The sequence below is a fragment of the Pseudomonas oryzihabitans genome, from assembly GCF_032027545.1.
GTDB classification, from domain to species: Bacteria; Pseudomonadota; Gammaproteobacteria; order Pseudomonadales; family Pseudomonadaceae; genus Chryseomonas; species Chryseomonas oryzihabitans_F.
Genome location: NZ_JAVSJB010000002.1, coordinates 403,971 through 430,101, shown reverse-complemented (window position 1 = coordinate 430,101; position 26,131 = coordinate 403,971). Strand labels below are relative to the sequence as shown.

Genomic DNA, 26,131 nt, shown 5'->3' with positions numbered 1-26,131 from the left:
GCGCGGCCCTCAGAGGTACTGGCGTTCGGTGTTGTGGAAGCCGCGGCCGTTCTCCGGGCGCGAGCTGCGGCAGAGCAGGGTGATGCCGTCGCTGGCGACCTTCTGCCAGCTCAGGCGCACCGGCTTGGGTGCATAGACCGGATTGGGGTCCAGCGGGTGCTGCAGGGCGGTGAGCACCACCAGGGTGTCCATGGGCGCATAGAGCTCGACGTAGTCGCCGGCCTGGGAATTCTCCGGGTGGAAGCGGAAGGCGCCGGTGGCGTCCACGTCGACCCGGCTGAACAGGTTGACGGTCATCAGCAGGTCGGCCAGGCCCAGGTCATGCTTGCCCAGCTCCACCAGCAGGTTGTCGGTGCCGTTGCGGAAGAAGCCGTTGCGCAACTCCTGGTAGCGGCCCTGGCCGTATTTTTCCCGGACTTCGGCGGCATCGAGGACGCCGCCGAAGCTGTCGTGCCAGCCGCAGGTGTCGGCGGTGAGGGCGGCGAGCACGCGGCCCATGTCCGAATAGAGGCAGTGGCCGGCGGTGAGGCGGGCGGTGTGCTGGCACTTGAGGGTGTCCGGCAGGTTCAGGCGCTCGCTCTTGTCCAGGGCGTTGAACAGCAGCAGGCTGACGTTGGCGCCACCCTCCAGGTCGGTCAGGCGCAGCAACTGGCCACGGCGCAGCACGAAGGAGGTGTGGCCGCCGCCGGGGAGGATTTCGTCGTAGAGGGTGGGGCTCAGGTTCAGAGAAGCGGTCATGGCAGGTCTCGCGGCTCGTGGCGGGGCGCGGACCGCCCGCTGCGGTCCGCGCGACTCGGGAAGGGAGGGGTCAGAGCTTGCCGTCGGCGGCCAGCTGGACGTAGCTGGGGTCGAAGCGCAGCTTGAGATTGCCGCTGTCGCCGGTGACCACGCCCTTGGCGAAGCTCATGCCGATGGCCTCGGGGCTGCGCGCGCCTTCGCCGAGGATGCCGTGCTCGAAGCTGAAGCGGGCGACCCGGGTCATGGTCTCCGGCAGGCTGGGGCTGGTGGCGAAGGCCAGCGCCTCCTGGGGCGTATAGAACAGCTTGGTAGTGGCCAGCTGCGCTTGATAGCCGGCGAGATCGGTGCCGGAGGCCTTGGCCATGCTGGTCAGGGCCTCGGTGGCCGCGGGGGTGCCGGACTGCATCAGGCCGAGGATCTCGAACCAGGCGCCGACCAGTACCTTGCCCAGCGCCGGGTTGTCCTTGAGGGTCTGGGTGTTGACCACCAGCATGTCGAGGATCTCGCCGGGAATCTGCGAGGAATCGAACACCTGGGTGCTGCCCGGCTGGCTGCGGATCTCCGCCAGCATCGGATTCCAGGTGGCCGCGGCCTTCACATCGGGCGTGGCGTAGGCGGCGACGATGTCGGCGTCCGAGGTGTTGACCACCTTGACGTCACGCTCGCTGAGACCGGCCTTTTCCAGGGCGCGGGCGAGGAAATAGTGGGAGACCGAGAGCTCCACCAGGTTGACCGTCTGCCCCTTGAGGTCGGCCAGGGTCTTGCCTTCACCCTTGATCAGCAGGCCGTCGTTGCCGTTGGAGTAGTCGCCGACGATCAGCGCCGTGGAGTCCACCCCACCGGCGGCGGGAATGGTCAGGGCGTCCATGTTGGTCATGGCGCAGCCATCGAACTGGCCGGCGGTGTACTGGTTGATGGATTCGACGTAGTCGTTGAGCTGCACGACCTCGACGTCGATGCCGTACTTCTTCGCCCATTTGTCGATGATGCCGGCGGAGCTGGCGTAGCCCCAGGGCATCCAGCCGGCGTAGAGCGTCCAGCAGACGCTGAATTTGTCTTTCTTCTCCGCCAGGGCGGAGCAGCTCAGGGCCAGGGCGAGGCCGGCGACAGCGAGGGAGAGCAGGGGCTTACGCATGGAAACCTCCAGTTCAGGGTCGGATGAGGCACAGGAGCCGCGGCACTTGACGAACTACTTCGCAAGTCGCGTTCTCCCGGGCTTTTGTCCCGCCGTGTAACCTCGCTGGAGGTCGATGGCTCTCGGACCAGACACCCGCTCGCGCGGATCGGAACCCTAGCCATCCATTTACCTGATTGTGGTGCCGCTTTACCGGGATGGGCCCGGTCAGGTCCTGCACGAGGCTGACCGAAGCGAATAGCGTGCCAGCCGCCCGAGTCGCGCTGTCCCTGGGCCATAGCGCCACAAGCAGGGACAGGGATGTCTTGTCTTGGCGCGCATTGGGCGCCCGTTGCACCGATGCGGGGCGGAAAGGGCCCACGGCAGGCCGCTCGACGCCTGGCATGGAAATCGCTGCACTATGTGGGCAGGGGCGGCCTGGCGGTCGCTCGCGGGACGACCCGCCGCGCTGCTCGTCTGGACGACCAGGTAACCTCGTCAGCCCGGGAGGGTTGCCATGGCGCATACCCCGTTCACGTCCATTCCCCTCATCGATATCGCTGGCCTTGCCTCCCGCGACCTGGCCGAGCGCCAGCGCGTGGCCGTCGAACTCGGCCGCGCCGCCCGCGAGGTGGGCTTCCTGCAGATCGTCGGTCACGGCCTTTCGACCGAGTTGCGCGCCGGGCTGATCGAGCAGGCGCAACACTTCTTCGCCCGCCCGCTGGAAGAAAAGCTACGCTTCTATATCGGCCAGTCGAGCAACCACAGCGGCTACGTCCCCGAAGGCGAAGAGCGCTTCGCCGGGGGCAGTCGCGATCTCAAGGAAGCCTACGACGTCAACTACGACTACACCGACGGGCCGCAGCGCTATCCGCTGCTCGGACCGACGCTCTGGCCGGACGACCCGGCGTTCCGCCAGGCGGTGGGCGCCTACTACCGCGCCGCCCTGGCCCTGGGCGATCGATTGTTCCGCGGCTTCGCCCTGGCGCTGGGGCTCGCCGAGGACACCTTCGCCGCCGTCACCCGCCAGCCCACCAGCCAGTTGCGGCTGATCCACTATCCGCTGGACCCCGATCCCCAGGCGGATCGACCCGGCATCGGTGCCCATACCGACTACGAATGCTTCACCTTGCTGCTGCCCACCGCGCCGGGCCTGCAGGTGCGCAATGGCGAGGGCGACTGGATCGAGGTGCCGCTGATCGCCGACGCCCTGGTGGTCAACATCGGCGACATGCTGGAGGTGCTCAGCAACGGCCAGTTCCTGGCCACCGCCCACCGGGTGCGCAAGGTCAGCGAGGAGCGCTATGCCTTTCCGCTGTTCTGCGCCTGCGACTATCCCACCCGCATCGCGCCCCTGCCGGGCCTGCCGGCTCGGCAGGGGCGCCACTATGAGCCGGTGATCTGCGGCGACCACCTGTTCGCCCAGACCGCCCAGACCTTCGCCTACCTGCAACGGCGTCTGGCCGAGGGCAGCCTGACGCTTCCCGAGGGCAGCCTGGGCCTGGCCAGCTTCGGCCCCGGGCAGGAGGTGCCCGCATGAACCTGCTCGAACTGGCCCGCCGTCATCCGCAGCAGCCCGCAGACGGCGTGCCCGCCTGGATACTCGGCCACTTCCGCCGGCGCAGCATCACCTTCGCCGACGGCCGCAGCGATACGCGCACCCAGGTGCATTGGCTGCAGAGTCGCAGCTTCACCCTCGACCTGCGCCTGCCGGATGCGCCATCGCCGCCGCTGAAAGCCTGGGCGGACTACCGTACCGAGGAGCTGCGCCAGTTGGCCAACCAGGAAGGCTGGATGGCCGACAGCCATTGGGTGGACGGTCAGCTCAGCTGGCACGGAGGTGTCTCCCTGCACGTCCACAACCGCTGGCCGGAGCCGGCGCGGCTGCAGCGCATCGGTAACTGCCTGATGGAATTCGCCCCCAGTGGCGCCTACGTCGAAGACTGGCGCCTGCAGGCCGGGGGTGGCCCGCTGATCGGCCTGCGCCTGTGGGAAGAGCGGGAGGTCGAGAGCGGTCGCCTGCTGGGCCGGGGCGGCGGTCTGATCCTCTGCGGCGACCGGCTCGGCTGGGTCCGCGGACGCCCCCAGCCACTGGCCGAGTCGCCCCTCGGCCTGCGCGAGCGGGTGGCCCAGGCCCAGGGCGACCCCGCCGAGCTGGCCCGACTGTTCGATGTCGAGACCTCCCTGGCGCTGGCCGATGGGCAGGGCGGCTATCGGGTGGCTCTGTCCACCCTGCCGGCGCGACTGGGGCGGTCGGTGGCGCTGGACGGCTTCGCCTGGGACGCCGCCGGCCACCTGCGGCAGCGGCTGATCAACACCGAAGGGTGCCTGATCGAGCGCACCTTCGAAGTCGACACCCTGGAGCCGGACTGGCACGCCGAGGTCGCTACGCCCTGTTCCGCGGCGGCGCAGGTCTGGTTCGTGGCCGAGCGGGAAACCCTGGCCCGGGATCTGGAGATCCTCACCTGAGGCGAACGCCGGGGCCTGGCGCCCCGGCGTCCTCAGAACCTCTTCACGATCTCGCGAGCTAGAGCCAAACAAGGCGAAAATGCCTGAGGAAGCGGAATTTACGAGTGGTAAATGAGCATTCCGAAGGCATTTTCAACGCCGTTTGGCCGACGCGCAGCAGATCGTGAACAGGTTCTCAGCGCGCCAGTCGCTCCGCCAGGTGCGCCGGCAACTCCGGGCGCGCCGCCCGGCGTTCGGCGTTGAGCGGGATGTCGTAGGTGATCCGCGCGCCATAGGCGCCGGGCGCCTGGGGATCGTGGCGGATCTTGTCGAACACCAGCAGCCGGGTGCCGAGGCTGAAGCCCTCGGCGAGATCATGGGTCACCATGAACACCGTCAGCCGCGTTTCCTGCCACAACTCCAGCAGCAGGGCGTGCATGTCCTTGCGGATGCCCGGGTCGAGGGCGCCGAAGGGTTCGTCGAGCAGCAGCATCCGTGGCTGCATGATCAGTGCCTGGGCGATGGCCAGGCGTTGCTGCATGCCGCCGGAGAGGGCGCTGGGATAGCGCTCCAGGGCATGACCGAGACCGACCTTGACCAGCAGCGCCGCCGCGCGCTCGCGCGCCTCGCGCCGCGCCTGGCCGAACAGCCGGCCCAGCAGCGGTGAGCGGGGCAGTTCCAGGCCGAGGGCGACGTTGTCCAGCACGCTCAGGTGGGGGAACACCGAGTAGCGCTGGAACACCACCCCGCGGCTCGGGTCGGGCTCGGCCGGCAGCGCCTCACCGGCCAGGCGCAGGCTGCCGCGACTGGGGCGCTCCTGGCCCAGCAGCAGCCGCAGGAAGGTGGACTTGCCGCAGCCGGAGGCGCCGACCAGGGTGCAGAACTCGCCCTCGGCCACCTGCAGGTCGAGGCGTTCGAGCACCACCTGGTCGCCGTATTCCTGCCAGACGTTGCGGGCCTCGATGAAGGCCGGGGCGGCGATGGGAACAGCCGGGACGCCGTTCATGCCTTGCCTCCTTCGTGCCAGGGAAAGGCGCGCCGGGTCAGGCTGCGCAGACTTAGGTCCATCAGCCAGGCCAGCAGGGTGATCCAGGCCACGTAGGGCAGGATGACGTCCATCGCCAGATAGCGGCGCACCAGGAAGATGCGATAGCCAAGGCCGTCGGTGCTGGCGATGGCCTCGGCGGCGATCAGGAACAGCCAGGCCGAGCCGAGCATCAGCCGCAGGGAGGTCAGCAGCCGCGGCAACAGCTGCGGCAGCACCAGGCGCAGGATCAGCGTCCAGGAGTTGGCGCCCAGGGTCTGGGCCTTGATCAGCAGTTCGCGGGGGATCTCCCGGGCGCGCTGCTCCAGGTCGCGGGCGATGCAGGGGGTGACGCCGATGGCGATCAGCAGCACCTTGGACAACTCGCCCAGGCCGAGCACGATGAACAGGATCGGCAGGATCGCCAGCGGCGGGATCATCGCCAGCACCGTCAGCAGCGGCGACAGCGGCGCGCCCAGCAGGGGCACGCTGCCCGCGGCGATGCCCAGGGCCAGGCCCACCAGGGCGGCGATACCCAGGCCGAGGCCCAGGCGTTGCAAGCTGGAGAGAGTGTCCTGCCAGAACAGGTAGTCGCCCGAGCGCTTGTCCGCGGTGAAGGCCAGGCGGTCGACGGCCTCGGCCATCTGGCCGAAGCTGGGCAGCAGCTTGTCGTTGGGATTCTCTACCAGGCGTTCGGCCGAGCTGGTCAGGTACAGCAGCAGGAGCAGGGCGAAGGGCAGCAGCACCAGGAACAGGCGACCGCCGCGACCGGGCTGGCGATTGATCAGGCGCATGGGCGAACCTCGCTGGATCGCCAGAGCGGGGGCGCCGAGTCGGTAGGGAGGATCAGGAGCGAGGATGGATACATGACAGGCCTCCGGGAGGTGAGAGACGAAAGACAGGAGCCAGCGTCTGACGCTGCGTCTCCCGGGCTTTTGTCCCGCCGTGTAACCTCGCTGGAGGTCGACGACTCTCGGACCAGTCACTCGCCAGGCGAGCCGGAACCCTAGTCGTCCATTGCCGATTGTGGTGCACCAAACCGGTCGAGCCGGCGCTCCTGCACGCCAAGGGGCTAGCCAGATACGTGCCAGGGCGCCAGGCCTGGATTCCCGCCGTTGCCCGGGTCGAGCGAGCCTGACTTTAGTGCGACCCGAGCGCTGCGTGCACCGCTAGAGGGCGTAAGGGGTGCGGGTCGAATGGAGCGCCGTGAGGGCGCCTGGCGTCTCTTAATCCCGGCTGAATGAACGCGCGATAATCGAGCGCGAGCGGTGGGCACCGCTTAAGCTTTCCCCAGGCCCATCCGGGCCGTTCTGGAGATCTCCCATGCGCCATTTCCTCTTGGCGTCGCTCTGTGCCCTGACCCTCACCGGCTGCACCGTCTACGACACGTCCCCCCGCTATTACGCCCGTCCGGCACCGCCCGCGGCGGTCTTCTACGGCACGCCGGCCTATCCGCCGCCAGCGGTCATCGTGCGGCCCTATGGCTACGGCTACTACTATCGCCCGGTACCGCTACCCCCGCCGCACTGGGGGCCCGGCCCCGGTTGGGGTCCGCCGGGCTGGGGACCGCGTCCGGGCTATGGTCCGCCTGGCTGGGGGCCGCGCCCCGGTCCGCGCTGGTAGCGGGTTTGACAGGGGCATCCGGCTTTTCTAGGGTGCTGCCCTGGTCTTGAACAGGAAGCCGAAGCGTGGACGACGATCGCATCAAGCTCGACCCCCAATGGAAAGCCGCGTTGCGCGACGAATTCGAGCAGCCCTACATGCGCCAGCTGGGGGATTTCCTGCGGCGCGAGAAGGCGGCCGGCAAGGTCATCTATCCGCCCGGTCCGCTGATCTTCAACGCCCTCAACACCACGCCGCTGGACCAGGTGAAGGTGGTCATCCTCGGCCAGGACCCCTATCACGGTCCGGGCCAGGCCCATGGCCTGTGCTTCTCGGTGCAGCCCGGCGTACCGGCGCCGCCCTCGCTGCAGAACATCTTCAAGGAACTCAAGCGCGACCTGAACCTGCCCATCCCCAACCATGGCTATCTGCAGCACTGGGCGGAACAGGGCGTGCTGCTGCTCAACACCTCGCTGACCGTGGAGCAGGCCAACGCCGGTTCCCACGCCAAGGCCGGCTGGCAGCGTTTCACCGACCGCATCATCGAGGTGGTCAGCACCGAACGGGAGAACCTGGTATTCCTGCTCTGGGGCAGTCACGCCCAGAGCAAGCAGAATCTCATCGATCCGCAGAAGCACCTGATCCTCAAGTCGGCGCATCCGTCGCCGCTGTCGGCCCACCGCGGCTTCCTCGGCAACGGCCATTTCGGCCGGACCAACGAATTCCTGCGCAACGCTGGCCTCACGCCCATCGACTGGGCGCTGCCGCCGCTCGCCTAGGAGCGCCCTAGAGTGCTTACAGCCGGTTAAGAATCTCGCGAGCTAGAGCCAAACAAGGCGCAACGACCATCGGGAGTAACAGCCAACGGCTGGCCCGAAGGGTGAGCGCTAGCGAATCAAACATCTGAGGAAGCGGATCGGACCCGCGCTCGGGTTTACGAGTGGTAAATGAGCACTCCGACGGGGCCGCCTAGGTAGGGCTGGCGAGCCAGGGCATTTTCAACGCCGTTTGGCCGACGCGCAGCAGACTTTGAACAGGCTCTTACACCTTGTAATCCTCTGGTGCTTGTTGACCGACCGGTCATCCGGGACAGTCGAGGGGCATGTCCCCGCACCGGAGAGAGCTCATGGCCGAGAACAACAACAAGGTCGCGCCCGCCCCCTCGGCGACCGATTCCGCCCAGCCGCCGAGCGGCACCCTGGCACGCTGGAAGCTGGTCGGCCCCGGCATCGTGGTCGCCGTGACCGGCGTGGGTGCCGGCGACCTGGTGGCCACCCTCATCGCCGGCTCGCGCTTCGGCTATGCGCTGCTCTGGGCCGCGGTGGTGGGCTGCATCGTCAAGATCGCCCTGGCCGAGGGCTCCGCGCGCTACCACCTGGCCACCGGCTCGACCATGCTCGAAGGCTGGCGCTCCCTGGGCATCTGGACCTACTGGTACTTCGGCATCTACATCGTGCTGTGGGGCTTCGTCTACGGCGGCACCGCCATGAGCGCCACCGCCCTGCCGCTGGCCGCCTTGTTCCCCGATGTGCTGCCGTTCTGGGCCTGGGGCGCGCTGTCGGGGGTCGCCGGGGCGGTCTTCGTGCTGCTCAATCGCTATGCCGTGTTCGAGGCGGCGATGAAGTTCTTCATCGGCGTGATGTTCGTGGTGGTGGTGGGCCTGGCCATCCTGGTGGTGCCCAACCTCGGCCATGCCGTCACCGGTCTGGTGCCGACCATCCCCGAGGGCTCGGCGATCTACACCCTGGGCCTCATCGGCGGGGTCGGCGGCACCATCACCATGGCCGCCTATGGCTACTGGGTGAACGCCAAGGGCTGGCGCACCCCGGCCTGGATGGGCGTGATGCGCCTGGACAACCAGGTGGCCTACATCGCCACCGGCATCTTCGTCATCTCCATGCTGATCGTCGGCGCCGAGTTGCTGTACACCGCACAGATCACCCTTTCCAGCGGTGATCGCGGCCTGCTCGACCTGGACGAGGTGCTGGAGCAGCGCTTCGGCCCGGTGGTCTCAACCGTCTTCCTGATCGGCTTCGCGGCGACCACCTTCTCCTCGATCCTGGGGGTGTGGCACGGCGTGTCCCTGCTGTTCGCCGACTTCGTCCGCCAGGCCACTGGCGGCAACGGCAGCCGGGACGACCTGGAGAAGACCCCTGCCTTCCGCTTCTATGTGCTCTGGCTGACCTTTCCGCCGATGGTCCTGCTGCTGCTCGGCCGGCCCTTTGGATTGATCATCGCCTACGGGGCCTTCGGCGCCTTCTTCATGCCCTTCCTGGCGCTGACCCTGATCTGGCTGCTCAACTCCAAGCGGGTACCCCGGGAGTGGCGTTCGGGTTGGTTGTCCAATGGCCTGTTGGGCCTGGCCGCGGCGCTGTTCATCGTCCTCAGCCTGAACGAGATCGCCCGGCTGTTCTAGGGCTGCGCTGCTAGCAGGCCGACCCGGCTGGCGCGCTGGCCGGGACAGGCTGCTGGTGGCACCTCAGGCACCAGACCACCCCCACGACCAGCAGACCGATGGCCAGGGCTTCCAGCAGCGTCGGCAACCGCCACTGCCAGAGAAAGCCGTAGAGTAGCGAAGACAGCGTTTCGATGACGATGGCCTGGCCGCTCAGGGTCAGCGGCAGGCGGCGACTGGCCTGGTTCCAGCAGAAGCCACCGACCACCGAGGCGAGCAGCGCCACGCCGGCGGCTACCACCAGCGGCTGCACCCAGTCCTGCGGCGCCCGTACCAGCAGGTCCGGCCCCAGCAGGAAGGGCGCGGCCAGCAGCGCCTGGAGGCCGGTCACTCCGCCCAGCAGCAGGGCCCAGTCGTGGCTGCCGATGGCGGTCACGGTCAGGTGACGGGTATTGACTACCGCGAACCAACTCCAGGCCAGCAGGGCGCCGCAGGCGCAGAGCAGACCCAGGACCGGTTGGGCACCCAGGGCCGTGGCGGTCAGCGCCTCGTAGCTGATCAGCCCCACCCCGAGCAGGGCGCAGGCCAACGATGGCCAGAGGCGATCGACACCCACGGCCCCGGCGTCAGCGCGCCCAGCCAGGGCCACCAGCAGCGGAATCAGGCCGACGATCAGGGTGGTCGCGGCGATGCCAGCCTGCTGCACCCCGGCGCCGACCAGGGCGTAGTAGCCCAGGTTGCCGATCAGGCTCAGCCAGAACAGGCGTCGTCCGTCCGCGCGGGTGAGCCGGCTTCGCAGCCGCTGCCAGCGCGGCAGGAGCAGCACCAGGGAGACCCCGCCGTAGCAGAGAAAGCGCAGCACGGCGAACTGGGCGCCGCTGAGATCGGGCACCAGCGCCGGGGCGAGAAAGATCACCCCCCAGCACAGGCCTGCCGCGACCCCATAGCCGATTCCCGTTGCCGATAGCGCTCGTTCGTTCATCTGTCGCCTCCACCGATTCGCGATCAGTCTGACGACGGAGGTGCTGACGGGTCTTGCCTGAGGCTACGGCGCTTTTTACCCGGCGTGCGTCACCCCAGCGTGCGCTGGCTGCGCCGCCAGGCGGCGGGGCTGATGCCCTGTCGGCGAGTCATGGCCCTGGTGAGGGCGGCCTGATCGGAAAAGCCGACGCGCAGGGCGATCTCGGCGATGGGCAGGCGACTGTCTCCCAGCCAGCGCTGGGCCTGGCGCAGGCGCAGATCGGTCAGCCAGGCCTGGGGTGTCTGGCCGAAGCGCTCGTGGAACAGCAGGTGCAGTCGCGTCAGACCGACCCCAGCCAGGCGGGCCATGTCCGCATTGCTCCAGTCACCGGCCGGTTGGGCTTCCACCCGCGCTAGCAGGCGCGCGAAGGCTGAGGCCTCGGTGGGCGCGGTGAGGGTGGTCAGCAGTAGCCGGGTGAGTTCATGGGCCTGCTGGGCCAGAGTCTGCGCTGGCGTCAGCTCGGCAAAGGCGATCAGCTGCCGCGCCGCCGGTGGAATCGGCAGGCCGGGTTGGCGCAGCGCCTGGTCCAGGGTCTGGGCCGGCAGCCAGTCGGCGGAGCAGTCGATCACCAGAAAACGGCTGTCCGGCGCTGAGCGCTGCGCATGACCGCAGTCGGGCGCCACCAGGGCGGCCAGCCCGGTATGCAGCCGTGCCCCGTTGCGGCCTTCCAACTCCAGCTCCATGCCACCCTGAATGGGCAGCACCAACTGGGCGAAGGCATGGGCGTGGGGCTGGTGGTCGCCCTCATAGCGCTTGATGGCGAGGCGTGGAGTCACGAGTCACCTCGGGAGAAGGGTACGGGGGCACAAGAGCCGGGATCTTCGCACGGAACCCAGGGCGAGGCGTAGCAGGGGAATCAGGTATGTCGCCTCGCGACCGCGATGGATGCCAGGATGAGGACGGCACCAAGGAGCATGCCCATCGTTGGTCGTTCATCCAGCCAGAGAAAGGCGGCGACCAGGCCGAATACCGGAATGAGGGCAAGATAGAGACCGGCGCTGGCGGCGCTCAGGTGGCGCAGGCCCAGGAGGTAGAGCCAGAAGGGCAGGGCGTATTGCAGCACCCCGGACAGCGCCGCCTCGGCGATCACGGCCTTGTCCAGCGCTTCCCAGTGTGGGGTAGCCAACCCCGCGGCAACCATGCCCCCCTGCAGCGTCAGGATGAACAACAGCCCAGCGCCTTGTTGCACCAACGCCAGGCTGGCGGGTGGATAGTGGCTTGCCAGGCGCGACGAGGCGATGACGTAGCCGGCGGCGAACAGCGTTCCCAGCACGATCAGCAGATCGCCCTGGAGCGAGGTCGCCGAGTTCCCGGTCTCGTTACCGCAGATGCCGATCAGCAACAAGCCGATCACGGTGGCCAGCAGGCAAGCGAGCAGGCGTCGCCGAGGACGCTGCCCCAGCAGCAGCCAGCCCAGCAGGACGATGAACATGGGTTCGGCCGAACCTATCACCGCGGCATGGCCGGCGCTGGTCAGGGAGAGACCGGCGAGCCCTATCCCATAAGCCAGCCCTGGTTCGAGCACGCCTGGCCAGGCGGTACGCAGCAAGAGCGGCCATGATGCCGGTTGGCGGCTCTCGCGCGATGCGAGAATGGCCAGAAAGAGCAGACTGGCTACCAATTGGATCGGTAGCAGGGTCGAGGAGGGCACCTGTTCCAGCAGGTCGCGGCTGGCGACGGTGGCCAGCCCCCAGCAGGCTGCCGAACCTATCATGGCTAGGATCGCCAGGCTGCGGTCGCGCCCGAAGGGGATCGCTTGGGTAGTTGTCATTTAGGCTAGGCTCCGCAAGCTGAAGCGTCATAGGGGTGAATCTGCTGGGTAATCACTCATTTTTAAATGTATTCAGAATGCATATATTAAAATCATGAACGAAGTGCAATTGGAAAATCTTCTGGGCGCCTGCGCCCTAGCCTTGGCCGATGCCCAGACAGAGGCTTTACAGCGGGCCGGTGGCGTCAGCAGCGCCGGCTGTACCGTGCTTAATGCCCTGGCTCAGTATCCCGGCCTGACGATCCGTGAGCTGGCGGCCATTGCCGGTCTCAGTCATTCGGTCATGGTGAGGACGCTCGATGCCCTGGTCGGCGCGGGCTTGGTCAGTCGCCAACCTGGGCAAGATCGTCGTGAAGTCCAGGCAAGCCTGACTTCGGCGGGCGAGGCGCAACGCGAGCGGCTGGTCGCGGCGCGAACGGCGGTATTGACGCGGGCGCTGGATGCCGTACCCAAGACCCAGCGGGACGCCTTGCAACAGGCCTTGGCAGCCATGCTGGCCGCGCTGACGACCGGCGCGCAGCAGGCCGATCATCTCTGCCGCTTCTGCGATGAGTCCGCCTGTGGCTCGAGGTGTCCGGTGGCAGCCGAGGTCGAGCACTTGGCTGCCAGAGAAACCTAATCCGACAGTGCGGCAAGCACACCGCTCGGGGTTGTCGGTACGTTCTACTACAGCGGCTGACCGTCCAGAGCGATGCCAATCCGTTGGCCATGCCGCCCATGAGCGATGGAGGCAGTCCTAACGCACCGGCTGCAGCGGCAACTCCACCTCGCCCGCGTCGTTCAGGTCGACCACCACCGGCTCCTGGGTCAGGTACAGCGGGCGACCGCCGAGTAGGATACGGCCGCTGAGCAGGTAGCGCTCGCCACTCTTGACCCGCGAGGGCGCGTAGTCGAGGCGGAAGGGCACCTGGCCGGGCTGTTTGACGAACAGGGTGCGCTGGGCCAGGCGACCGGCTGGGGTGTCGCCCGCGCTGGCGCCGTAGAGGCTGACGGTGAGCTTGGCGGTAGGCGGTACCGGCTCGTTGGCAGTGAAGGTGGCCTGGCCGCTGAGGCTGGTCATGCTCGGCTGGGCCGGCGTGCCAGGGGTGGTGGTCTGCGGCTGCTCGGTGGGCGGCAGCGGCTGGCCGGCTGGCGGCGGCGTGGAAGGGCCGGGGCGCAGCCCGCTACAGGCGCTGAGCAGCAGCGAGGTGGCGAGCAGGGTGGCGATTCTTTTCATGGGTAGATCCTGGACTGAAATCGACTGCTGTGACCCATCCGCGCCGGCTTAGTTGCCCGCCGCGGGCGGCGATTCACTCTCCGGCAAGTCCGGGGCGTCGGGGCGATCCAGCGCCACCTGGCGGATCGACAGGCGGATCTCCGCCGGCAGCACCCGTTTGCCCGCGCCCTCGGCCAGTTCGCCGAGCAGCTCATGATGGCCCAGGGTGCCGTCGTCGGCCTTGCGCAACACCCCTTCGGCCAGCAGCGTCTGGATGAAGTGGCGGAACAGCGACTTGTCGAAGAACTCCGGTGCATTGAGGCCATGCAGCACCGACAGCCGTTGGGCCATCACCGTACAGAGTTCTTCCAGTTGCGGCGCGGTCAGGCTGTTCTGGCCATGGTTGAGGATCAGCGCGGTGGTCATGTAGTAGCGCTGCAGGGTCTGTAGGATGGCCCGCGCCAACAGGGTGAGACGGACGAACTGCCGCGAACTGGGCGCCGCACGCACGAAGACGTCATCCTCCAGGCGCAGCAGACCGCGCTCCACCATGGCTTCCAGCCAGCCGTCCACCACCAGGGGCAGCTCCTCGCGCTCCCAGTGGATGAACAGCTCGGCCTGCAGGTAGGGATAGAGCGCCAGGGCGAATCTATGGATCAGCTCGCGGGTCATCCGCCCGGTATTCTGGAAGAAGCTGGCGATCAGCGCCGGAATGGCGAAGAGGTGCAGGACGTTGTTGCGGTAGTAGGTCATCAGGACCGCGTTCTGCTCGTCCAGGTAGAGGATGCGGCCCAGGGCGTCCTGCTGCTCGGAAAGGAAGCCCAGGGCGCGGACCTCTTCGATCATCGACTGGCCGTCGCCCTCCGGCAGGGTGACGCTGGTGGAGTAGGGCACCCGCCTCAACAGGTCCAGGTAGAGGTCGATGGCGCGCACCAGGGCGCCTTCGTCCAGCGCCTGGCGGTTGGTCGACAGCAGCGCCAGGGCCACCAGGTTGACCGGGGTGACGGCCGCGGCGGCATTGATGCGCCGGACGATCCGCTCGCCCAGTTCATGGGTGACCGGGTTGAACCAGCTGGGTTTCAGATCTTCGTCGAGAGGTTCGTCGCGCCAGCCGGGGCGACGGGCATCGAGAAAGCTCTGCAGCGGGATGGGTTCGCCGAAGTTGACCCAGACCCGGCCGAAGCGCTGGCGCAGGGCACCGAAGACCTTGACCAGATCGAAGATGGACTCCTTCTTCTTGGCGGCGCCACGCAACTCGCCCAGGTAGGTACGGCCCTCGAAGACCTTCTCGTAGCCGATGTACACCGGGACGAAGACGATGGGGCGGCGCGAATCGCGCAGGAAGCTGCGCAGGGTCATGGCCAGCATGCCGGTACGGGGTTGCAGGGTCCGCCCGGTACGCGAACGGCCACCTTCGACGAAGTACTCGGTGGAGAAGCCGCGGCTGAACAGGCTATGCAGGTATTCGTTGAACACCGCTGCATAGAGGGCGTTGCCCTTGAAGCTGCGCCTCATGAAGAAGGCACCGCCACGTCTGAGGATGTTGCCCACCACGGGCATGTCCAGGTTGATGCCGGCGGCGATGTGCGGCGGGGTCAGGCCATTCTGGAACAGCAGGTAGGACAGCAGCAGGTAGTCGATGTGGCTGCGGTGGCAGGGCACGTACACCACGGTATGGCCTGGCGCCATCTCCTGGATGCGCTCGATGTGGCTGACCGTCACGCCCTGGTAGATGCTGTTCCAGAACCAGCGCAGGCCGACGTCCAGGCAGCGCACCACCGGATAGGAGAAGTCCGAGGCGATTTCCCGGGCATAGTGCGCCGCCTCGTCTTCGATGCGCCCGGGTGTGGCCTTGCGCTGGGCGATCTCCCGGGCGATGGTCGCGCGGACCTGGGGCGCCCGCAGCAGGCCGCGCAACAGGGTACGCCGGTGCGAGAGGTCGGGGCCGATCACCGCCTGGCGCACGTTGCGGAAGTGGATGCGCAGGCGGCGCATCACCAGCCGCTCCAGGCGCTGCGGGTCGGGGCGTTGCGCGGCCAGTTCGCCGAGCGACAGCGGCTTGGAGAACTGCACCCGGGTCAGCCGGCCCAGCACCAGGATGCGCGCGGCCTTGCGCAGCCGTCCGGTCACCACCCAGTTGTCCGCCCAGAGCAGCTTCCAGGGGCTGGTCTCGCGATCCGGCGACTGGCCCCAGAAGACGCTGACCGGAACCAGCTGGACGTCGTCCAGCTGCTGCTCGGTCACTGCCGCCACCACCCGGCGCAGGGTGGGCGGCACCGAGCGTCGCGCCGGCCGTCCGCGCCAGTCCGGCTTGCCGACGGCATTGAAGTAGGCGAGGGGTTCGGTACGGGCGCCCAACACCAGCGGCCGTAGCGGGCGGGGCAGGCCGGCCTTGCGGCACTCCCGGTCGAGCACCGCCAGGTCGCTCAGCGAGGCTTCGGGCAGCACATAGAGCACCGGTTTGGTCGGATCGATGCGGCTGAGCAGGCTGGCGGCCTGGGTGGTCTCGGAGCGAACCCAGAGGTAGAGCAGGCGCTTGAGCAGCGAAAAGGCCAGGAGACGCAGCGGCGAACGAGTCATGAAGGGCTACCGGATTGACGAGGCGGCAGTGTGCCGGAAGGCCTGGCGGGCGTAAAACCACCCGTCTTGTGCAGACTTCGACCTGCCAGCCGCGATCTTGTCACCCGTGCTGGGAAATTGCCTTGCGAGTCGACGGAAACCCGGCACTGGCGCGGCTTCCAGCCATGATGGCACTTTGCGTAAAGAACGTTGCTTTTGCCGGGCAAGCCATGCTTCATAAGGCATCGGCAGGTTTTTGCCGATGCTTGGCAGGGCTGCCCGCGGGTGGCGTTGCCGGCACGCAGTCCGTACCGACACAACAAGGCAACCCGGTTGCCCGCACTTGGGCGACCAGGGATAGGAAATCCAGAAAGCTTCGGAGAGATGTGATGGGTGAGCAACGCGAAACCGGGACCGTCAAGTGGTTCAATGACGCCAAGGGCTACGGATTCATTCAGCGCGAGGGCGGTGCGGATGTGTTCGTCCACTACCGCGCCATCCGCGGAGAAGGACATCGCTCCTTGACCGAAGGCCAGCAGGTGGAATTCTCGGTGGTCGAGGGCCAGAAGGGCTTGCAGGCCGAAGACGTCGCCCGACTCTGAGCCCGTCTCGCGATGAGCGCCAGACTCCTCGCGATTTTAGAGTCTGTTCAAGGTCTCGCGAGCTAGAGCCAAACAATGCCTAGGCGGCCCCACGAAAAGACCTGAGGAAGCGGACCGGGCTCGCGCTCGAGTTTACGAGTGGTAAATGAGCATTGCGACAGGCCGCTCAGGTGGGGCTGGCCTTCCAAGGTCTTTTCAACGCCGTTTGGCCGACGCGCAGCAGACTTTGAATGGACTCTGGTCATTCGGTCCGCCAGACGATCTCCTCGACACCGGCGTCCGTGACCTTCAGCCAATGATCCGCGGCTTCCTCGTCTTCCTCTTCGCTCCAGCCACTCGGGGCGCAACGCACCTGCACCTGCAGCGCCGCCTGGGCATCGCGCGCGCAAGCCAGATCGTCCACCCAGGGCGAGACGTCGCTTTCCAGCAGCAGGCTGTGCCACTTGCCCACCGCCTTCGGCAGCCAGGTGACTGGAATGGACTCGCCGCCATAGCGCAGGGTGCACTTGAAGGTCTGCCCGCGGGCCTGCCATTCGCAGGGCATGGCGAACACCTGTTCGAGCCAGGTCGAGACGGCGTCCCGGTCGACGTCCTTGAGGTAGATTTCGATATCGGGCTGGCGCATGGGACTTAGGCTCCGGATTTGACGATCCAATCGTAACGCACGGCTACTCGCACCTCGAAGGGCTCAGCCAGCACGCGCTCGCGGCGCTCGGCATTGACCCGCCAGCCGTGGGGCGTCATGGCCAGGAGGTCTTCGCGGGTCTGGCGCTCGGCTAGCGGCAGCACGAATTCGAGCCCCTCGCTGTGGGCCAGTTCCAGCCCCGGTGGCAGATCCTGGAGGTGCTTGTCCTCGGCATAGTCGCGCACCTCGTCGTAGAGCCGCTGGCGCAACTCCAGCAGATGGGCACTGGCGGGGCCCAGTCGCAGGATACCGCCACCCGGTGCCAGCACGCGCTGGGCCTCGCGCCAGTCGATGGGGCTGAAGACACTGGCCAGCAACTGGCAACTGGCGTCCGCCAGCGGCAGACGCGCCATGCTCGCCACCAGCCAGGTCAGCGCCGGGGTACGCCGGCAGGCGCGGCGCACCGCCTCGCGGGAGATGTCCAGGGCGTAGCCGTCGGCCGCAGGCAGGGCCTGGGCCAGGCGTTCGGTATAGAAGCCTTCGCCGCAGCCCACGTCGATCCAGCGCTGGGGCGCGCGCTCGGCGGCCAGTTGCGCCAGGCGCTCGGCCAGCGGCGCGTAGTGGCCGGCGTCGAGGAAGCGTCGGCGCGCCTCGACCATGGCGGCGTTGTCACCCGGGTCCAGGCTTTTCTTGTGCTGCACTGGCAGCAGGTTCAGATAGCCCTGGCGGGCGCGGTCGAAACGATGGCCGGCGGGGCAGCCGACGCCGCCGTCGACGTCGGCCAGCGGCGCCTGGCAGAGCGGACAGATCAGCTTCATGCCAGCAACCGCACCAGGGTGCCGTAGTACACCTCGGTCAGCAGATCCAGGTCGCTGGCCAGGACGTGTTCGTCCACCTGGTGAATGGTGGCGTTGACTGGTCCCAGCTCCACCACCTGAGCGCCCAGGGTGGCGATGAAGCGGCCGTCCGAGGTGCCGCCGCTGGTGGAGGCCTCGGGACGATAGCCGGTGACGGCTTCCACGCTGGCCGCGACGGCGTCGAGCAGGTCACCCGGCTCGGTGAGGAAGGGCAGGCCGGAGAGCGACCAGTCGAGGTGCCAATCAAGCCCGTGGCGGTCGAGGATGGCCTCTACGCGTGCCTGCAGGCCTTCCACGGTGGATTCGGTGGAGAAACGGAAGTTGAACAGCGCCTGCAACTCGCCCGGCACCACATTGCCGGCGCCGGTGCCGGAATTGAGGTTGGAAATCTGGAAGCTGGTGGGCGGGAAGAAGGCATTGCCCTCATCCCATTGCTCGGCGGCGAGATCCGCCAGGGCCTGGGCCGCCAGGTGGATGGGGTTGCGCGCCAGGTGCGGATAGGCCACGTGCCCCTGCTTGCCGCGTACGGTCAGGCGGCCGTTGAGCGAGCCGCGACGCCCGTTCTTGACCACGTCACCCAGCAGCCGGGTGCTGGAGGGTTCGCCGACGATGCACCAGTCCAGCCGCTCGCCCCGTTCGCGCAGGCGCTCCACCACGGCGCGAGTGCCGTGCAGGGCCGGGCCTTCCTCGTCGCTGGTGATGAGGAAGGCGATGGCGCCACGGTGGTCGGGATGGTCGGCGACGAAGCGCTCCACGGCGATGATCATGCTCGCCAGGCTGCCCTTCATGTCGGCGGCGCCGCGGCCGCGCAGCATGCCGTCGGCATCCACGTGGGCATTGAAGGGCGCCTGCTGCCAGGCCTCCAGCGGGCCGGTGGGTACCACGTCGGTATGGCCGGCGAAGCACAGCACCGGACCCTCGCCGCCACGGCGTGCCCAGAAATTGTCGACCTCTTCGATACGCAGGGGCTCGAGGGCGAAGCCCAGCCGCTCCAGGCGCTGCATCATCAGCGCCTGGCAGCCTTCGTCCAGCGGCGTGACCGAGGCTCGGCCGATGAGGTCGCAGGCGAGTTCCAGGGTGGGGGTAAGGACGGTGGTCATGGCGGGTCCCGGGAGGCGGCTAGGGTTCAAGGGGGAGCGGTATGGTAAAGGAAAACCTATACTGTGGCTTTTGTGGAAAGCCTTCATGACGTTCGATGAACAACGCTTCGGCGGGATCGCCCGGCTCTATGGGCAGGAGGCCGTCGAGCGCCTGGCCGCCAGCCACGTCGCCGTGGTCGGCATCGGCGGGGTGGGTTCCTGGGCCGCCGAGGCCCTGGCCCGCAGTGGCGTCGGCCGCATCAGCCTGTTCGATCTGGACGATGTCTGCGTCAGCAACACCAATCGCCAGGTGCATGCTTTGGAGGGCCAGGTGGGGAGGCCCAAGGTCACGGTGATGGCCGAGCGCATCCAGGCCATCAACCCGGCCTGCGCGGTCAAGGCGGTGGCGGACTTCGTTACCCGCGAGACCATGGCCGACTACATCACCGAAGAGCTCGACCTGGTGCTGGACTGCATCGACAGCGTGGCCTCCAAGGCGGCGCTGATCGCCTGGTGCAAGAGGCGCAAGATCGCCATCGTCACCACCGGCGGCGCCGGTGGGCAGATCGATCCTACCCAGATCCAGGTGGTGGACCTCAATCGCACCTACAACGACCCCCTGGCCTCGCGGGTACGCTCGCTGCTGCGCCGCGACTACGGCTTCTCGCGCAATCCCAGTCGCCACTACAGCGTGCCCTGCGTCTTCTCCACCGAACAGCTGCGCTATCCCAAGCCGGACGGCAGCGTCTGCCAGCAGAAGAGCTTCGTCGGCGAAGGTGTCCGTCTGGACTGCGCCGGTGGTTTCGGCGCGGTGATGATGGTCACCGCCACCTTCGGCATGGTGGCTGCGGCGCGCGCCGTGGACAAGCTGATCCAGAAGCCCAAGGGCTAGCGCTCAAGGTACCTGTAGGGTGGACAACGGCGCAGCCTTGTCCGCGCGGGCGGGTGCCGGGTGCCAGTGGAAAACGCTGCCGTGGTTTTCCACGCTACGAGGCTTGGCTCGACCCTCACCCCAGCCCTCTCCCGTGGGGAGAGGGGGCCGCATGGTGTGTAGGGTGGACAACGGCGCAGCCTTGTCCGCGCGGGCGGGTGCCGGGTGCCAGTGGAAAACGCTGGCGCGGTTTTCCACGCTACGGGGCTTGGCTCGACCCTCACCCCAGCCCTCTCCCGTGGGGAGAGGGGGCCGCATGGTGTGTAGGGTGGACAACGGCGCAGCCTTGTCCACGCGGGAAGGTGTCGGAGTGCCAGTGGAAAACGCTGGCGCGGTTTTCCACGCTACGAGGCTTGGCCCGACCCTCACCCCAGCCCTCTCTCCGAGGGATAGGGGGTGGTACTGGCGCATCGGCTGAACAACGGCACGCCTCAGGCTACATGTCCTGCGGCGCTTCCTGGACAGGGCGGGCGTCGGACACGGCGGGAACGTGCAGGCCCGTCTTGGCCAGTTGCTGGCCTTCCATCTGCGGCTGGGTGGTCCAAGTGAGGATGTCGTAATAACGGCGCACGTTCTGCACGAACTCCACCGTCTCGCCGCCGCGGGCGTAGCCGTAGCGGGTCTTGCTGTACCACTGCTTCTGCGCCAGGCGCGGCAGCATCTTCTTCACGTCCAGCCAGCGATCCGGGTCCAGGCCCTGGGATTCGGCCAGCCGGCGGGCATCGAGGATGTGGGCGATGCCGATGTTGTAGGTAGCCAGGGCGAACCAGGTGCGATCCGGTTCGTGGATGCTGTCGGGCAACTCGTCGCGGATCTGGTCGAAATACTTGGCGCCGCCGGTGATGCTCTGCTCGGGGTCCAGGCGGTTGGACACACCCATCGCCTGGGCGGTGTTGTTGGTCAGCATCATCAGCCCGCGCACCCCGGTCTTGGAGGTGGCGTCCGGCGTCCACAGCGATTCCTGGTAGCCCATGGCGGCGAGCAGGCGCCAGTCCAACTGGTGCTTCTGTGCCACCTTGCGGAAGTGCTTCTCGTACTTGGGCAGGCGCTCCTGCAGGTGCTGGGCGAAGGTGTAGGCACCCACGTAGCCGAGTACGTCGACGTGACCGTAGTAGCGCTCCTTGAGCTGCTGCAGGGTACCGTCGCGGCGGACCTTGTCGAGGTAGGCGTTGACCGCATCGAGCAGGCTGTTGTCCTCCCCGGGTTGCAGCGCCCAGGCCTGGCCCTGGTTGTCGCCCAGGTCGAAGGCCACCCGCACGTTGGGGAAGTACACCTGGTTCATGGCCAGTTCGTTGGAATCCACCAGGGTCAGGTCGATCTGGCCTTCATCGACCATGCGCAGCAGGTCGCTGACCTCCACCTGGTCGGATTCGTCGAAGGTGAGCTCCGGCACCTGGGCCTGCAGCGCCCTGAGCTGCTGTGCCTGGCTGCTGCCCTTGAGCACCAGGATGCGCTTGCCGACCAAGTCCTTGGGCGTGCTGGGGCGGACGGTGCCGTTGCGGTAGATGACCTGGGGCACCACGTCGAGATAGCTGCGGGAGAATTTCAGGCCCTGGCGATTGGTGGAGGGCGTGAGGCCGGCGGCGGCGATGACCGGGCCGTCCGGTGCGGTCAGGCGGTTGAAGAGGTCATCGAGGTTGTCGGCGGTGCTGATTTCCAGGCGCACTTTGAGCGATTCGGCGAAGCCCTTGACCAGTTCGTACTCGAAGCCGGTCTCGCCGTTACGGTCCTGGAAGTAGGTCGCCGGACTGTTGCGCGTCACCACGCGCAGCACGCCCGCCTGCTGGACCTGCTCGAGGGCGGTCGGCTTGGGCGGCGCGGGCACGTCCGCTTCCCCGCAACTCATGAGCAGGGCGAGGAAGGGCAGGGTAAGCCAGGCGAATCGCTTGAAGGCTCTATTCAAATGGGCTAGCTCGGCCATACGGCATCAAAACGGCACTGGCGCCTTGCTGACGCGCTATCGTTCGGCCCTCCTGGGGCCTTTCGTTATCGTCGGGACGCTCCGCGCCACCGGTCCGGCCAAAGGCTCTATCCTGAGCCCAATGGGAGGCCGCGTCCATGGGCGCGGCAGGCCGTATCGGCGCGCAGTATACGCGAGAACTGGCAAAGCGCCCATTTTATACATACAAGACTGGTGGTAAGGCTGGATGAACCCTCGTCGCCGGAAGGTGTCCCGAGCGCGCCTTTAGGCTAGAATGCACGGCCCCAAAGTGACTTGGCCCCGAGGCTGTCCCCGATGCTGATCCTGCGCGGCGCTCCCGCTCTTTCTTCGTTCCGTCACGGCAAACTTCTCGACCAGCTGACTCGCCTGGTTCCCGGTGTTTCCGGGCTCTATGCCGAGTTCGTTCATTTCGCCGAAGTCGCCGGCACCCTGAGCGCGGAGGAAGAGGGCATCCTCGGCCGACTGCTGCAATACGGCCCCAGCGTCCCCCAGCAGGAACCCAGCGGCGCGCTATTCCTTATCGTCCCGCGCCTGGGCACCATTTCGCCCTGGTCGAGCAAGGCCACCGACATCGCCCACAACTGTGGCCTGGCGTCGATCGAGCGCCTGGAGCGCGGTGTGGCCTACTACGTCGCCGGCGAGCTGGACGCCGCTGCCCACGGGCAGCTGGCCGCGGCCCTGCACGACCGCATGACCCAGCGGGTGCTGCCGACCCTGGACGCCGCCGCCGACATCTTCAGCCATGCCACGCCCAAGCCGCTCACCGCGGTGGACGTGCTCGGCGGCGGTCACGCTGCCTTGGAACAGGCCAACCTGGCGCTGGGCCTGGCCCTGGCCGAGGACGAGATCGACTATTTGGTGCAGAGCTTCACCGCCCTGGGGCGCAATCCCCATGACATCGAGCTCATGATGTTCGCCCAGGCCAACTCCGAGCACTGCCGACACAAGATCTTCAATGCCAGCTGGGACATCGACGGCGAAAGCCAGGAGAAGTCCCTGTTCGGCATGATCAAGAACACCTACGAGATGACCCGTACGGGCGTGCTGTCCGCCTACAAGGACAACGCCGCGGTCATGGAAGGCTTCACCGCCGGGCGCTTCTACCCCGACGCCGAGTCCCGCGAGTACGGCGCGCATAGCCAGCCCGTGCATATCCTGATGAAGGTGGAGACCCACAACCACCCGACCGCCATCGCCCCCTTCCCCGGCGCCTCCACCGGTTCCGGCGGCGAGATCCGCGACGAAGGTGCCACCGGTCGCGGTTCCAAGCCCAAGGCGGGTCTGACCGGCTTCACCGTCTCCAACCTGAACATCCCCGGTTTCGAACAGCCCTGGGAGCAGCCCTACGGCAAGCCCGAGCGCATCGTCACCCCGCTGGACATCATGATCGAGGGCCCGCTGGGCGGCGCCGCCTTCAACAACGAATTCGGCCGTCCGGCCCTGGCCGGTTACTTCCGTACCTTCGAGCAGCAGGTCGAGACCCCCCGTGGTCCCGAGGTGCGCGGCTACCACAAGCCGATCATGCTCGCCGGCGGCCTGGGCAACATCCGCGCCGACCACGTACAGAAGGGCGACATCTCGGTGGGTGGCAAGCTCATCGTGCTGGGCGGCCCGGCCATGCTGATTGGCCTGGGCGGTGGCGCGGCCTCGTCCATGTCCACCGGCGCCAGCTCCGCCGACCTGGATTTCGCCTCGGTGCAGCGCGAGAACCCGGAAATGGAGCGCCGCTGCCAGGAAGTCATCGACCGCTGCTGGCAACTGGGTGAGCACAATCCCATCACCTTCATCCACGACGTGGGTGCGGGTGGCCTGTCCAACGCCTTCCCCGAGCTGGTCAACGATGCCGGGCGCGGTGGCCGTTTCGAATTGCGCAACGTGCCCAACGACGAGCCGGGCATGAGCCCGCTGGAGATCTGGTGCAACGAGTCCCAGGAGCGCTACGTGCTCTCGGTGGACGCCGAGAACTTCGAGACCTTCAAGGCCATCTGCGAACGCGAGCGCTGCCCCTTCGCCGTGGTCGGCGAGGCCATTGAGGAGCGCCAGCTGACCGTGGCCGACAGCCACTTCGGCAACAACGCCGTGGACATGCCGCTGGACGTCCTGCTGGGCAAGCCGCCGCGCATGCACCGCAGCGTGACCCGTGAAGCCGAGCTGGGCGATACCTTCGACGGCGCCGGCCTCGACCTGACCGAGTCGGTGGAACGCGTCCTGCGTCACCCGGCCGTGGCCAGCAAGAGCTTCCTGATCACCATCGGCGACCGCACCATCACCGGCCTGGTGGCCCGCGACCAGATGGTCGGTCCCTGGCAGGTCCCGGTGGCGGACTGCGCCGTCACCGCCACCAGCTTCGACGTCTATACCGGCGAAGCCATGGCCATGGGCGAGCGCACCCCGCTGGCGCTGCTCGACGCACCCGCTTCCGGCCGCATGGCCATCGGCGAGACCATCACCAACCTGGCCGCCGCGCGCATCGAGACGCTCGGCGACATCAAGCTCTCCGCCAACTGGATGGCCGCCGCCGGGCACCCGGGCGAAGACGCGCGGCTCTATGAGACCGTCAAGGCGGTGGGCATGGAACTGTGCCCGCAGCTGGGCATCACCATCCCGGTGGGCAAGGACTCCATGTCCATGAAGACCCGCTGGCAGGACGGCGGCGAAGACAAGAGCGTCACCGCACCGCTGTCGCTGGTGATCACCGGCTTCGCTCCGGTGCAGGATATCCGCCGCACCCTGACCCCCCAGCTGCGCCTGGACAAGGGCCAGACCGACCTGATCCTCGTCGACCTGGGCCGCGGCCAGAATCGCCTCGGCGGCTCCATCCTCGCCCAGACCCACGGCAAGCTCGGCCAGGCGGCTCCCGATGTCGACGAAGCCGAAGACCTCAAGGCCTTCTTCGCCGTGATCCAGGGCCTCAACCAGGACGGCCTGCTGCTGGCCTACCACGACCGCTCCGACGGCGGCCTCATCACCACCCTGGTGGAAATGGCCTTCGCCGGTCACTGCGGCCTGGCCCTGCGCCTGGACGCCCTGGCCGCCGACCGTGACGAGCTGACCCGTGCCCTGTTCGCCGAAGAGCTGGGTGCCGTCATCCAGGTGCCCCAGGACTTCACCCACGAGGTGCTGGCCCAGTTCAGCGCCGCCGGCCTGGAAGACTGCGTGGCGGTGATCGGCAACCCGGTCAACGGCTACGAGATCAACATCCACTACCACGACGAGCACCTCTACCGGGCCGAGCGGCGCCTGCTGCAGCGCGTCTGGAGCGAGACCAGCTTCCAGATCCAGCGCCTGCGTGACAACGCCGAGTGCGCCCAGCAGGAATTCGACGCCCTGCTGGAGGAGGATCATCCGGGCCTGTCGGCCAAGCTGTCCTACGATCCCAACGAGGACATCTGCGCGCCCTACATCAAGAAAGGCGTGCGGCCCCAGGTCGCCATCCTGCGCGAGCAGGGCGTCAACGGCCAGGTCGAGATGGGCGCGGCCTTCGATCGCGCCGGCTTCGCCGCCATCGATGTGCACATGAGCGACATCCTCTCCGGCCGCATCGACCTGGCGGACTTCAAGGGCGTGGTGGCCTGTGGCGGCTTCTCCTATGGCGACGTTCTCGGCGCTGGCGGTGGCTGGGCCAAGTCCATCCTGTTCAACGCCCGTGCCCGCGATGGCTTCCAGCAGTTCTTCGAGCGCACCGACACCTTCACCCTGGGTGTGTGCAACGGTTGCCAGATGGTCGCCAACCTGCGCGAGCTGGTGCCCGGCAGCGAATTCTGGCCGCGTTTCGTGCGCAACCGCTCCGAGCAGTTCGAGGCGCGGGTGGCCATGGTCCAGGTGCAGGATTCGCCTTCGCTGTTCCTGGCCGGCATGGCCGGATCGCGGCTGCCCATCGCCATCGCCCACGGCGAAGGCTTCGCCGAGTACCCGAGCCAGGAAGCGCTGATCGCCGCCGATGTCTCCGGCACCGTGGCGCTGCGCTACGTCGACGGCCACAGCAAGGTCACCGAGACCTACCCGGCCAACCCTAACGGCTCGCCGCTGGGCATCACCGGGCTGTCCAGCCAGGACGGTCGCGTGCTGCTGATGATGCCGCACCCCGAGCGCTGCTTCCGCGCCGTGCAGAACTCCTGGATCCCCGCCGACTGGCAGGGGGAGGATGGCGGCTGGATGCGCCTGTTCCGCAATGCGCGGGTCTGGGTGGACTGAGGGTTCGGCGTCTGGCCAGGCTGGCTCGACCTGC

General features: G+C 67.5%; 22 protein-coding genes and 2 riboswitches. Of the genes, 9 read left to right on the top strand and 13 right to left on the bottom strand.

Features of this window, described 5'->3' with window-relative positions; translation table 11 throughout:
• Window positions 1–9: 9 nt before the first annotated feature.
• Entirely contained in the window at window positions 10–738 is a 729-nt protein-coding gene (locus RND78_RS04445) for an urea amidolyase associated protein UAAP1 (RefSeq protein ID WP_312726393.1), read from the bottom strand.
• Window positions 739–808: 70 nt separating this feature from the next.
• On the bottom strand, window positions 809–1,873 hold the full coding sequence (locus RND78_RS04440; protein WP_312726392.1) for a putative urea ABC transporter substrate-binding protein: 1,065 nt from the start codon (window positions 1,871–1,873) through the stop codon (window positions 809–811).
• A gap of 71 nt (window positions 1,874–1,944) precedes the next feature.
• Window positions 1,945–2,044: riboswitch (guanidine-I (ykkC/yxkD leader) on the bottom strand.
• 325 nt (window positions 2,045–2,369) lie between these two features.
• On the opposite strand from RND78_RS04440, the gene RND78_RS04435 reads away from it, so the two are divergent.
• Window positions 2,370–3,392 carry an isopenicillin N synthase family dioxygenase gene (locus RND78_RS04435; protein WP_312726390.1) on the top strand — a complete coding sequence of 341 codons (1,023 nt, stop codon included), beginning with the start codon at window positions 2,370–2,372 and terminating at the stop codon, window positions 3,390–3,392.
• Window positions 3,389–4,321, top strand: coding sequence for a hypothetical protein (locus RND78_RS04430; RefSeq protein WP_312726388.1), 933 nt, complete (start codon window positions 3,389–3,391; stop codon window positions 4,319–4,321). Before RND78_RS04435 ends, RND78_RS04430 begins: the two co-directional genes overlap by 4 nt.
• Before the next feature lie 175 nt (window positions 4,322–4,496).
• On the opposite strand, the gene RND78_RS04425 is transcribed toward RND78_RS04430, so the two are convergent.
• Window positions 4,497–5,306 carry an ATP-binding cassette domain-containing protein gene (locus tag RND78_RS04425; protein WP_312726386.1) on the bottom strand — a complete coding sequence of 270 codons (810 nt, stop codon included), beginning with the start codon at window positions 5,304–5,306 and terminating at the stop codon, window positions 4,497–4,499.
• The gene (locus tag RND78_RS04420; protein ID WP_312726385.1) at window positions 5,303–6,118 is read right to left on the bottom strand and encodes an ABC transporter permease; all 816 of its coding nucleotides are present in this window, start codon (window positions 6,116–6,118) and stop codon (window positions 5,303–5,305) included. Before RND78_RS04420 ends, RND78_RS04425 begins: the two co-directional genes overlap by 4 nt.
• A 128-nt stretch (window positions 6,119–6,246) precedes the next feature.
• Window positions 6,247–6,345: riboswitch (guanidine-I (ykkC/yxkD leader) on the bottom strand.
• 302 nt (window positions 6,346–6,647) lie between these two features.
• Here RND78_RS04420 and RND78_RS04415 point away from each other — a divergent pair.
• The 3 genes from RND78_RS04415 (at window position 6,648) to RND78_RS04405 (ending at window position 9,342) form a co-directional block, all read left to right on the top strand.
• On the top strand, window positions 6,648–6,947 hold the full coding sequence (locus tag RND78_RS04415) for a hypothetical protein (protein ID WP_312726383.1): 300 nt from the start codon (window positions 6,648–6,650) through the stop codon (window positions 6,945–6,947).
• A gap of 65 nt (window positions 6,948–7,012) precedes the next feature.
• Window positions 7,013–7,705, top strand: coding sequence for a uracil-DNA glycosylase (ung, locus tag RND78_RS04410; protein WP_312726382.1), 693 nt, complete (start codon window positions 7,013–7,015; stop codon window positions 7,703–7,705).
• Between the two features lie 347 nt (window positions 7,706–8,052).
• Window positions 8,053–9,342: an Nramp family divalent metal transporter gene (locus RND78_RS04405; protein WP_312726380.1), complete on the top strand. Its 1,290-nt coding sequence runs from the start codon at window positions 8,053–8,055 to the stop codon at window positions 9,340–9,342.
• A 10-nt stretch (window positions 9,343–9,352) separates the two neighbouring features.
• Here RND78_RS04405 and RND78_RS04400 read toward each other — a convergent pair whose 3' ends face one another.
• The 3 genes from RND78_RS04400 to RND78_RS04390 form a co-directional block, all read right to left on the bottom strand.
• Entirely contained in the window at window positions 9,353–10,303 is a 951-nt protein-coding gene (locus RND78_RS04400; protein ID WP_312726378.1) for a DMT family transporter, read from the bottom strand.
• A gap of 89 nt (window positions 10,304–10,392) precedes the next feature.
• A complete protein-coding gene (locus RND78_RS04395; RefSeq protein WP_312726376.1) occupies window positions 10,393–11,118 on the bottom strand; it encodes an AraC family transcriptional regulator in 726 nt (241 codons plus the stop codon).
• An 80-nt stretch (window positions 11,119–11,198) separates the two neighbouring features.
• Complete coding sequence (locus RND78_RS04390) at window positions 11,199–12,113, bottom strand: DMT family transporter (RefSeq protein WP_312726374.1); 915 nt, start codon at window positions 12,111–12,113, stop codon at window positions 11,199–11,201.
• A 109-nt stretch (window positions 12,114–12,222) separates the two neighbouring features.
• Here RND78_RS04390 and RND78_RS04385 point away from each other — a divergent pair, with 109 nt between their 5' ends.
• Window positions 12,223–12,732, top strand: a complete 510-nt coding sequence (locus RND78_RS04385; RefSeq protein ID WP_312726372.1) for a MarR family winged helix-turn-helix transcriptional regulator — start codon at window positions 12,223–12,225, stop codon at window positions 12,730–12,732.
• A gap of 117 nt (window positions 12,733–12,849) precedes the next feature.
• Here RND78_RS04385 and RND78_RS04380 read toward each other — a convergent pair whose 3' ends face one another.
• Both RND78_RS04380 and plsB read right to left on the bottom strand, forming a co-directional pair.
• Entirely contained in the window at window positions 12,850–13,329 is a 480-nt protein-coding gene (locus tag RND78_RS04380; RefSeq protein ID WP_312726371.1) for a YbaY family lipoprotein, read from the bottom strand.
• A 48-nt stretch (window positions 13,330–13,377) separates the two neighbouring features.
• The gene (plsB, locus tag RND78_RS04375; RefSeq protein ID WP_312726370.1) at window positions 13,378–15,888 is read right to left on the bottom strand and encodes a glycerol-3-phosphate 1-O-acyltransferase PlsB; all 2,511 of its coding nucleotides are present in this window, start codon (window positions 15,886–15,888) and stop codon (window positions 13,378–13,380) included.
• A gap of 368 nt (window positions 15,889–16,256) precedes the next feature.
• On the opposite strand from plsB, the gene RND78_RS04370 reads away from it, so the two are divergent.
• Window positions 16,257–16,469, top strand: a complete 213-nt coding sequence (locus tag RND78_RS04370; protein ID WP_312726369.1) for a cold-shock protein — start codon at window positions 16,257–16,259, stop codon at window positions 16,467–16,469.
• A 241-nt stretch (window positions 16,470–16,710) separates the two neighbouring features.
• On the opposite strand, the gene RND78_RS04365 is transcribed toward RND78_RS04370, so the two are convergent.
• Genes RND78_RS04365 through dapE form a run of 3 tightly spaced genes read right to left on the bottom strand, consistent with a single transcriptional unit; the run spans window position 16,711 to window position 19,051 of the window.
• Window positions 16,711–17,094, bottom strand: a complete 384-nt coding sequence (locus RND78_RS04365) for a hypothetical protein (RefSeq protein ID WP_312726367.1) — start codon at window positions 17,092–17,094, stop codon at window positions 16,711–16,713.
• 5 nt (window positions 17,095–17,099) lie between these two features.
• Entirely contained in the window at window positions 17,100–17,912 is an 813-nt protein-coding gene (locus RND78_RS04360; RefSeq protein ID WP_312726365.1) for a putative RNA methyltransferase, read from the bottom strand.
• Window positions 17,909–19,051 (bottom strand): succinyl-diaminopimelate desuccinylase, encoded by a 1,143-nt coding sequence (gene dapE, locus RND78_RS04355; RefSeq protein ID WP_312726363.1) that lies wholly within the window; start codon window positions 19,049–19,051, stop codon window positions 17,909–17,911. The genes RND78_RS04360 and dapE overlap by 4 nt, the downstream gene beginning before the upstream one ends.
• Window positions 19,052–19,136: 85 nt before the next feature.
• Between dapE and tcdA the strand changes: the two genes are divergently transcribed.
• Window positions 19,137–19,922, top strand: a complete 786-nt coding sequence (tcdA, locus tag RND78_RS04350; RefSeq protein ID WP_058785050.1) for a tRNA cyclic N6-threonylcarbamoyladenosine(37) synthase TcdA — start codon at window positions 19,137–19,139, stop codon at window positions 19,920–19,922.
• Between the two features lie 475 nt (window positions 19,923–20,397).
• Here the strand turns inward: tcdA and mltF are convergent, their stop codons facing one another.
• Window positions 20,398–21,882, bottom strand: coding sequence for a membrane-bound lytic murein transglycosylase MltF (gene mltF, locus RND78_RS04345; protein WP_312726357.1), 1,485 nt, complete (start codon window positions 21,880–21,882; stop codon window positions 20,398–20,400).
• A 315-nt stretch (window positions 21,883–22,197) separates the two neighbouring features.
• Here mltF and purL point away from each other — a divergent pair, with 315 nt between their 5' ends.
• Entirely contained in the window at window positions 22,198–26,097 is a 3,900-nt protein-coding gene (gene purL / locus RND78_RS04340; RefSeq protein WP_312726355.1) for a phosphoribosylformylglycinamidine synthase, read from the top strand.
• The last annotated feature ends 34 nt before the right edge of the window (window positions 26,098–26,131 follow it).

Coding starts and splice junctions, on each gene's coding strand:
- RND78_RS04445 (WP_312726393.1), bottom strand. CDS start 738: ATGACCGCTTCTCTGAACCTGAGCCCCACCCTCTACGACGAAATCCTC.
- RND78_RS04440 (WP_312726392.1), bottom strand. CDS start 1,873: ATGCGTAAGCCCCTGCTCTCCCTCGCTGTCGCCGGCCTCGCCCTGGCC.
- RND78_RS04435 (WP_312726390.1), top strand. CDS start 2,370: ATGGCGCATACCCCGTTCACGTCCATTCCCCTCATCGATATCGCTGGC.
- RND78_RS04430 (WP_312726388.1), top strand. CDS start 3,389: ATGAACCTGCTCGAACTGGCCCGCCGTCATCCGCAGCAGCCCGCAGAC.
- RND78_RS04425 (WP_312726386.1), bottom strand. CDS start 5,306: ATGAACGGCGTCCCGGCTGTTCCCATCGCCGCCCCGGCCTTCATCGAG.
- RND78_RS04420 (WP_312726385.1), bottom strand. CDS start 6,118: ATGCGCCTGATCAATCGCCAGCCCGGTCGCGGCGGTCGCCTGTTCCTG.
- RND78_RS04415 (WP_312726383.1), top strand. CDS start 6,648: ATGCGCCATTTCCTCTTGGCGTCGCTCTGTGCCCTGACCCTCACCGGC.
- RND78_RS04405 (WP_312726380.1), top strand. CDS start 8,053: ATGGCCGAGAACAACAACAAGGTCGCGCCCGCCCCCTCGGCGACCGAT.
- RND78_RS04400 (WP_312726378.1), bottom strand. CDS start 10,303: ATGAACGAACGAGCGCTATCGGCAACGGGAATCGGCTATGGGGTCGCG.
- RND78_RS04390 (WP_312726374.1), bottom strand. CDS start 12,113: ATGACAACTACCCAAGCGATCCCCTTCGGGCGCGACCGCAGCCTGGCG.
- RND78_RS04380 (WP_312726371.1), bottom strand. CDS start 13,329: ATGAAAAGAATCGCCACCCTGCTCGCCACCTCGCTGCTGCTCAGCGCC.
- plsB (WP_312726370.1), bottom strand. CDS start 15,888: ATGACTCGTTCGCCGCTGCGTCTCCTGGCCTTTTCGCTGCTCAAGCGC.
- RND78_RS04370 (WP_312726369.1), top strand. CDS start 16,257: ATGGGTGAGCAACGCGAAACCGGGACCGTCAAGTGGTTCAATGACGCC.
- RND78_RS04365 (WP_312726367.1), bottom strand. CDS start 17,094: ATGCGCCAGCCCGATATCGAAATCTACCTCAAGGACGTCGACCGGGAC.
- RND78_RS04360 (WP_312726365.1), bottom strand. CDS start 17,912: ATGAAGCTGATCTGTCCGCTCTGCCAGGCGCCGCTGGCCGACGTCGAC.
- dapE (WP_312726363.1), bottom strand. CDS start 19,051: ATGACCACCGTCCTTACCCCCACCCTGGAACTCGCCTGCGACCTCATC.
- tcdA (WP_058785050.1), top strand. CDS start 19,137: ATGACGTTCGATGAACAACGCTTCGGCGGGATCGCCCGGCTCTATGGG.
- mltF (WP_312726357.1), bottom strand. CDS start 21,882: ATGGCCGAGCTAGCCCATTTGAATAGAGCCTTCAAGCGATTCGCCTGG.
- purL (WP_312726355.1), top strand. CDS start 22,198: ATGCTGATCCTGCGCGGCGCTCCCGCTCTTTCTTCGTTCCGTCACGGC.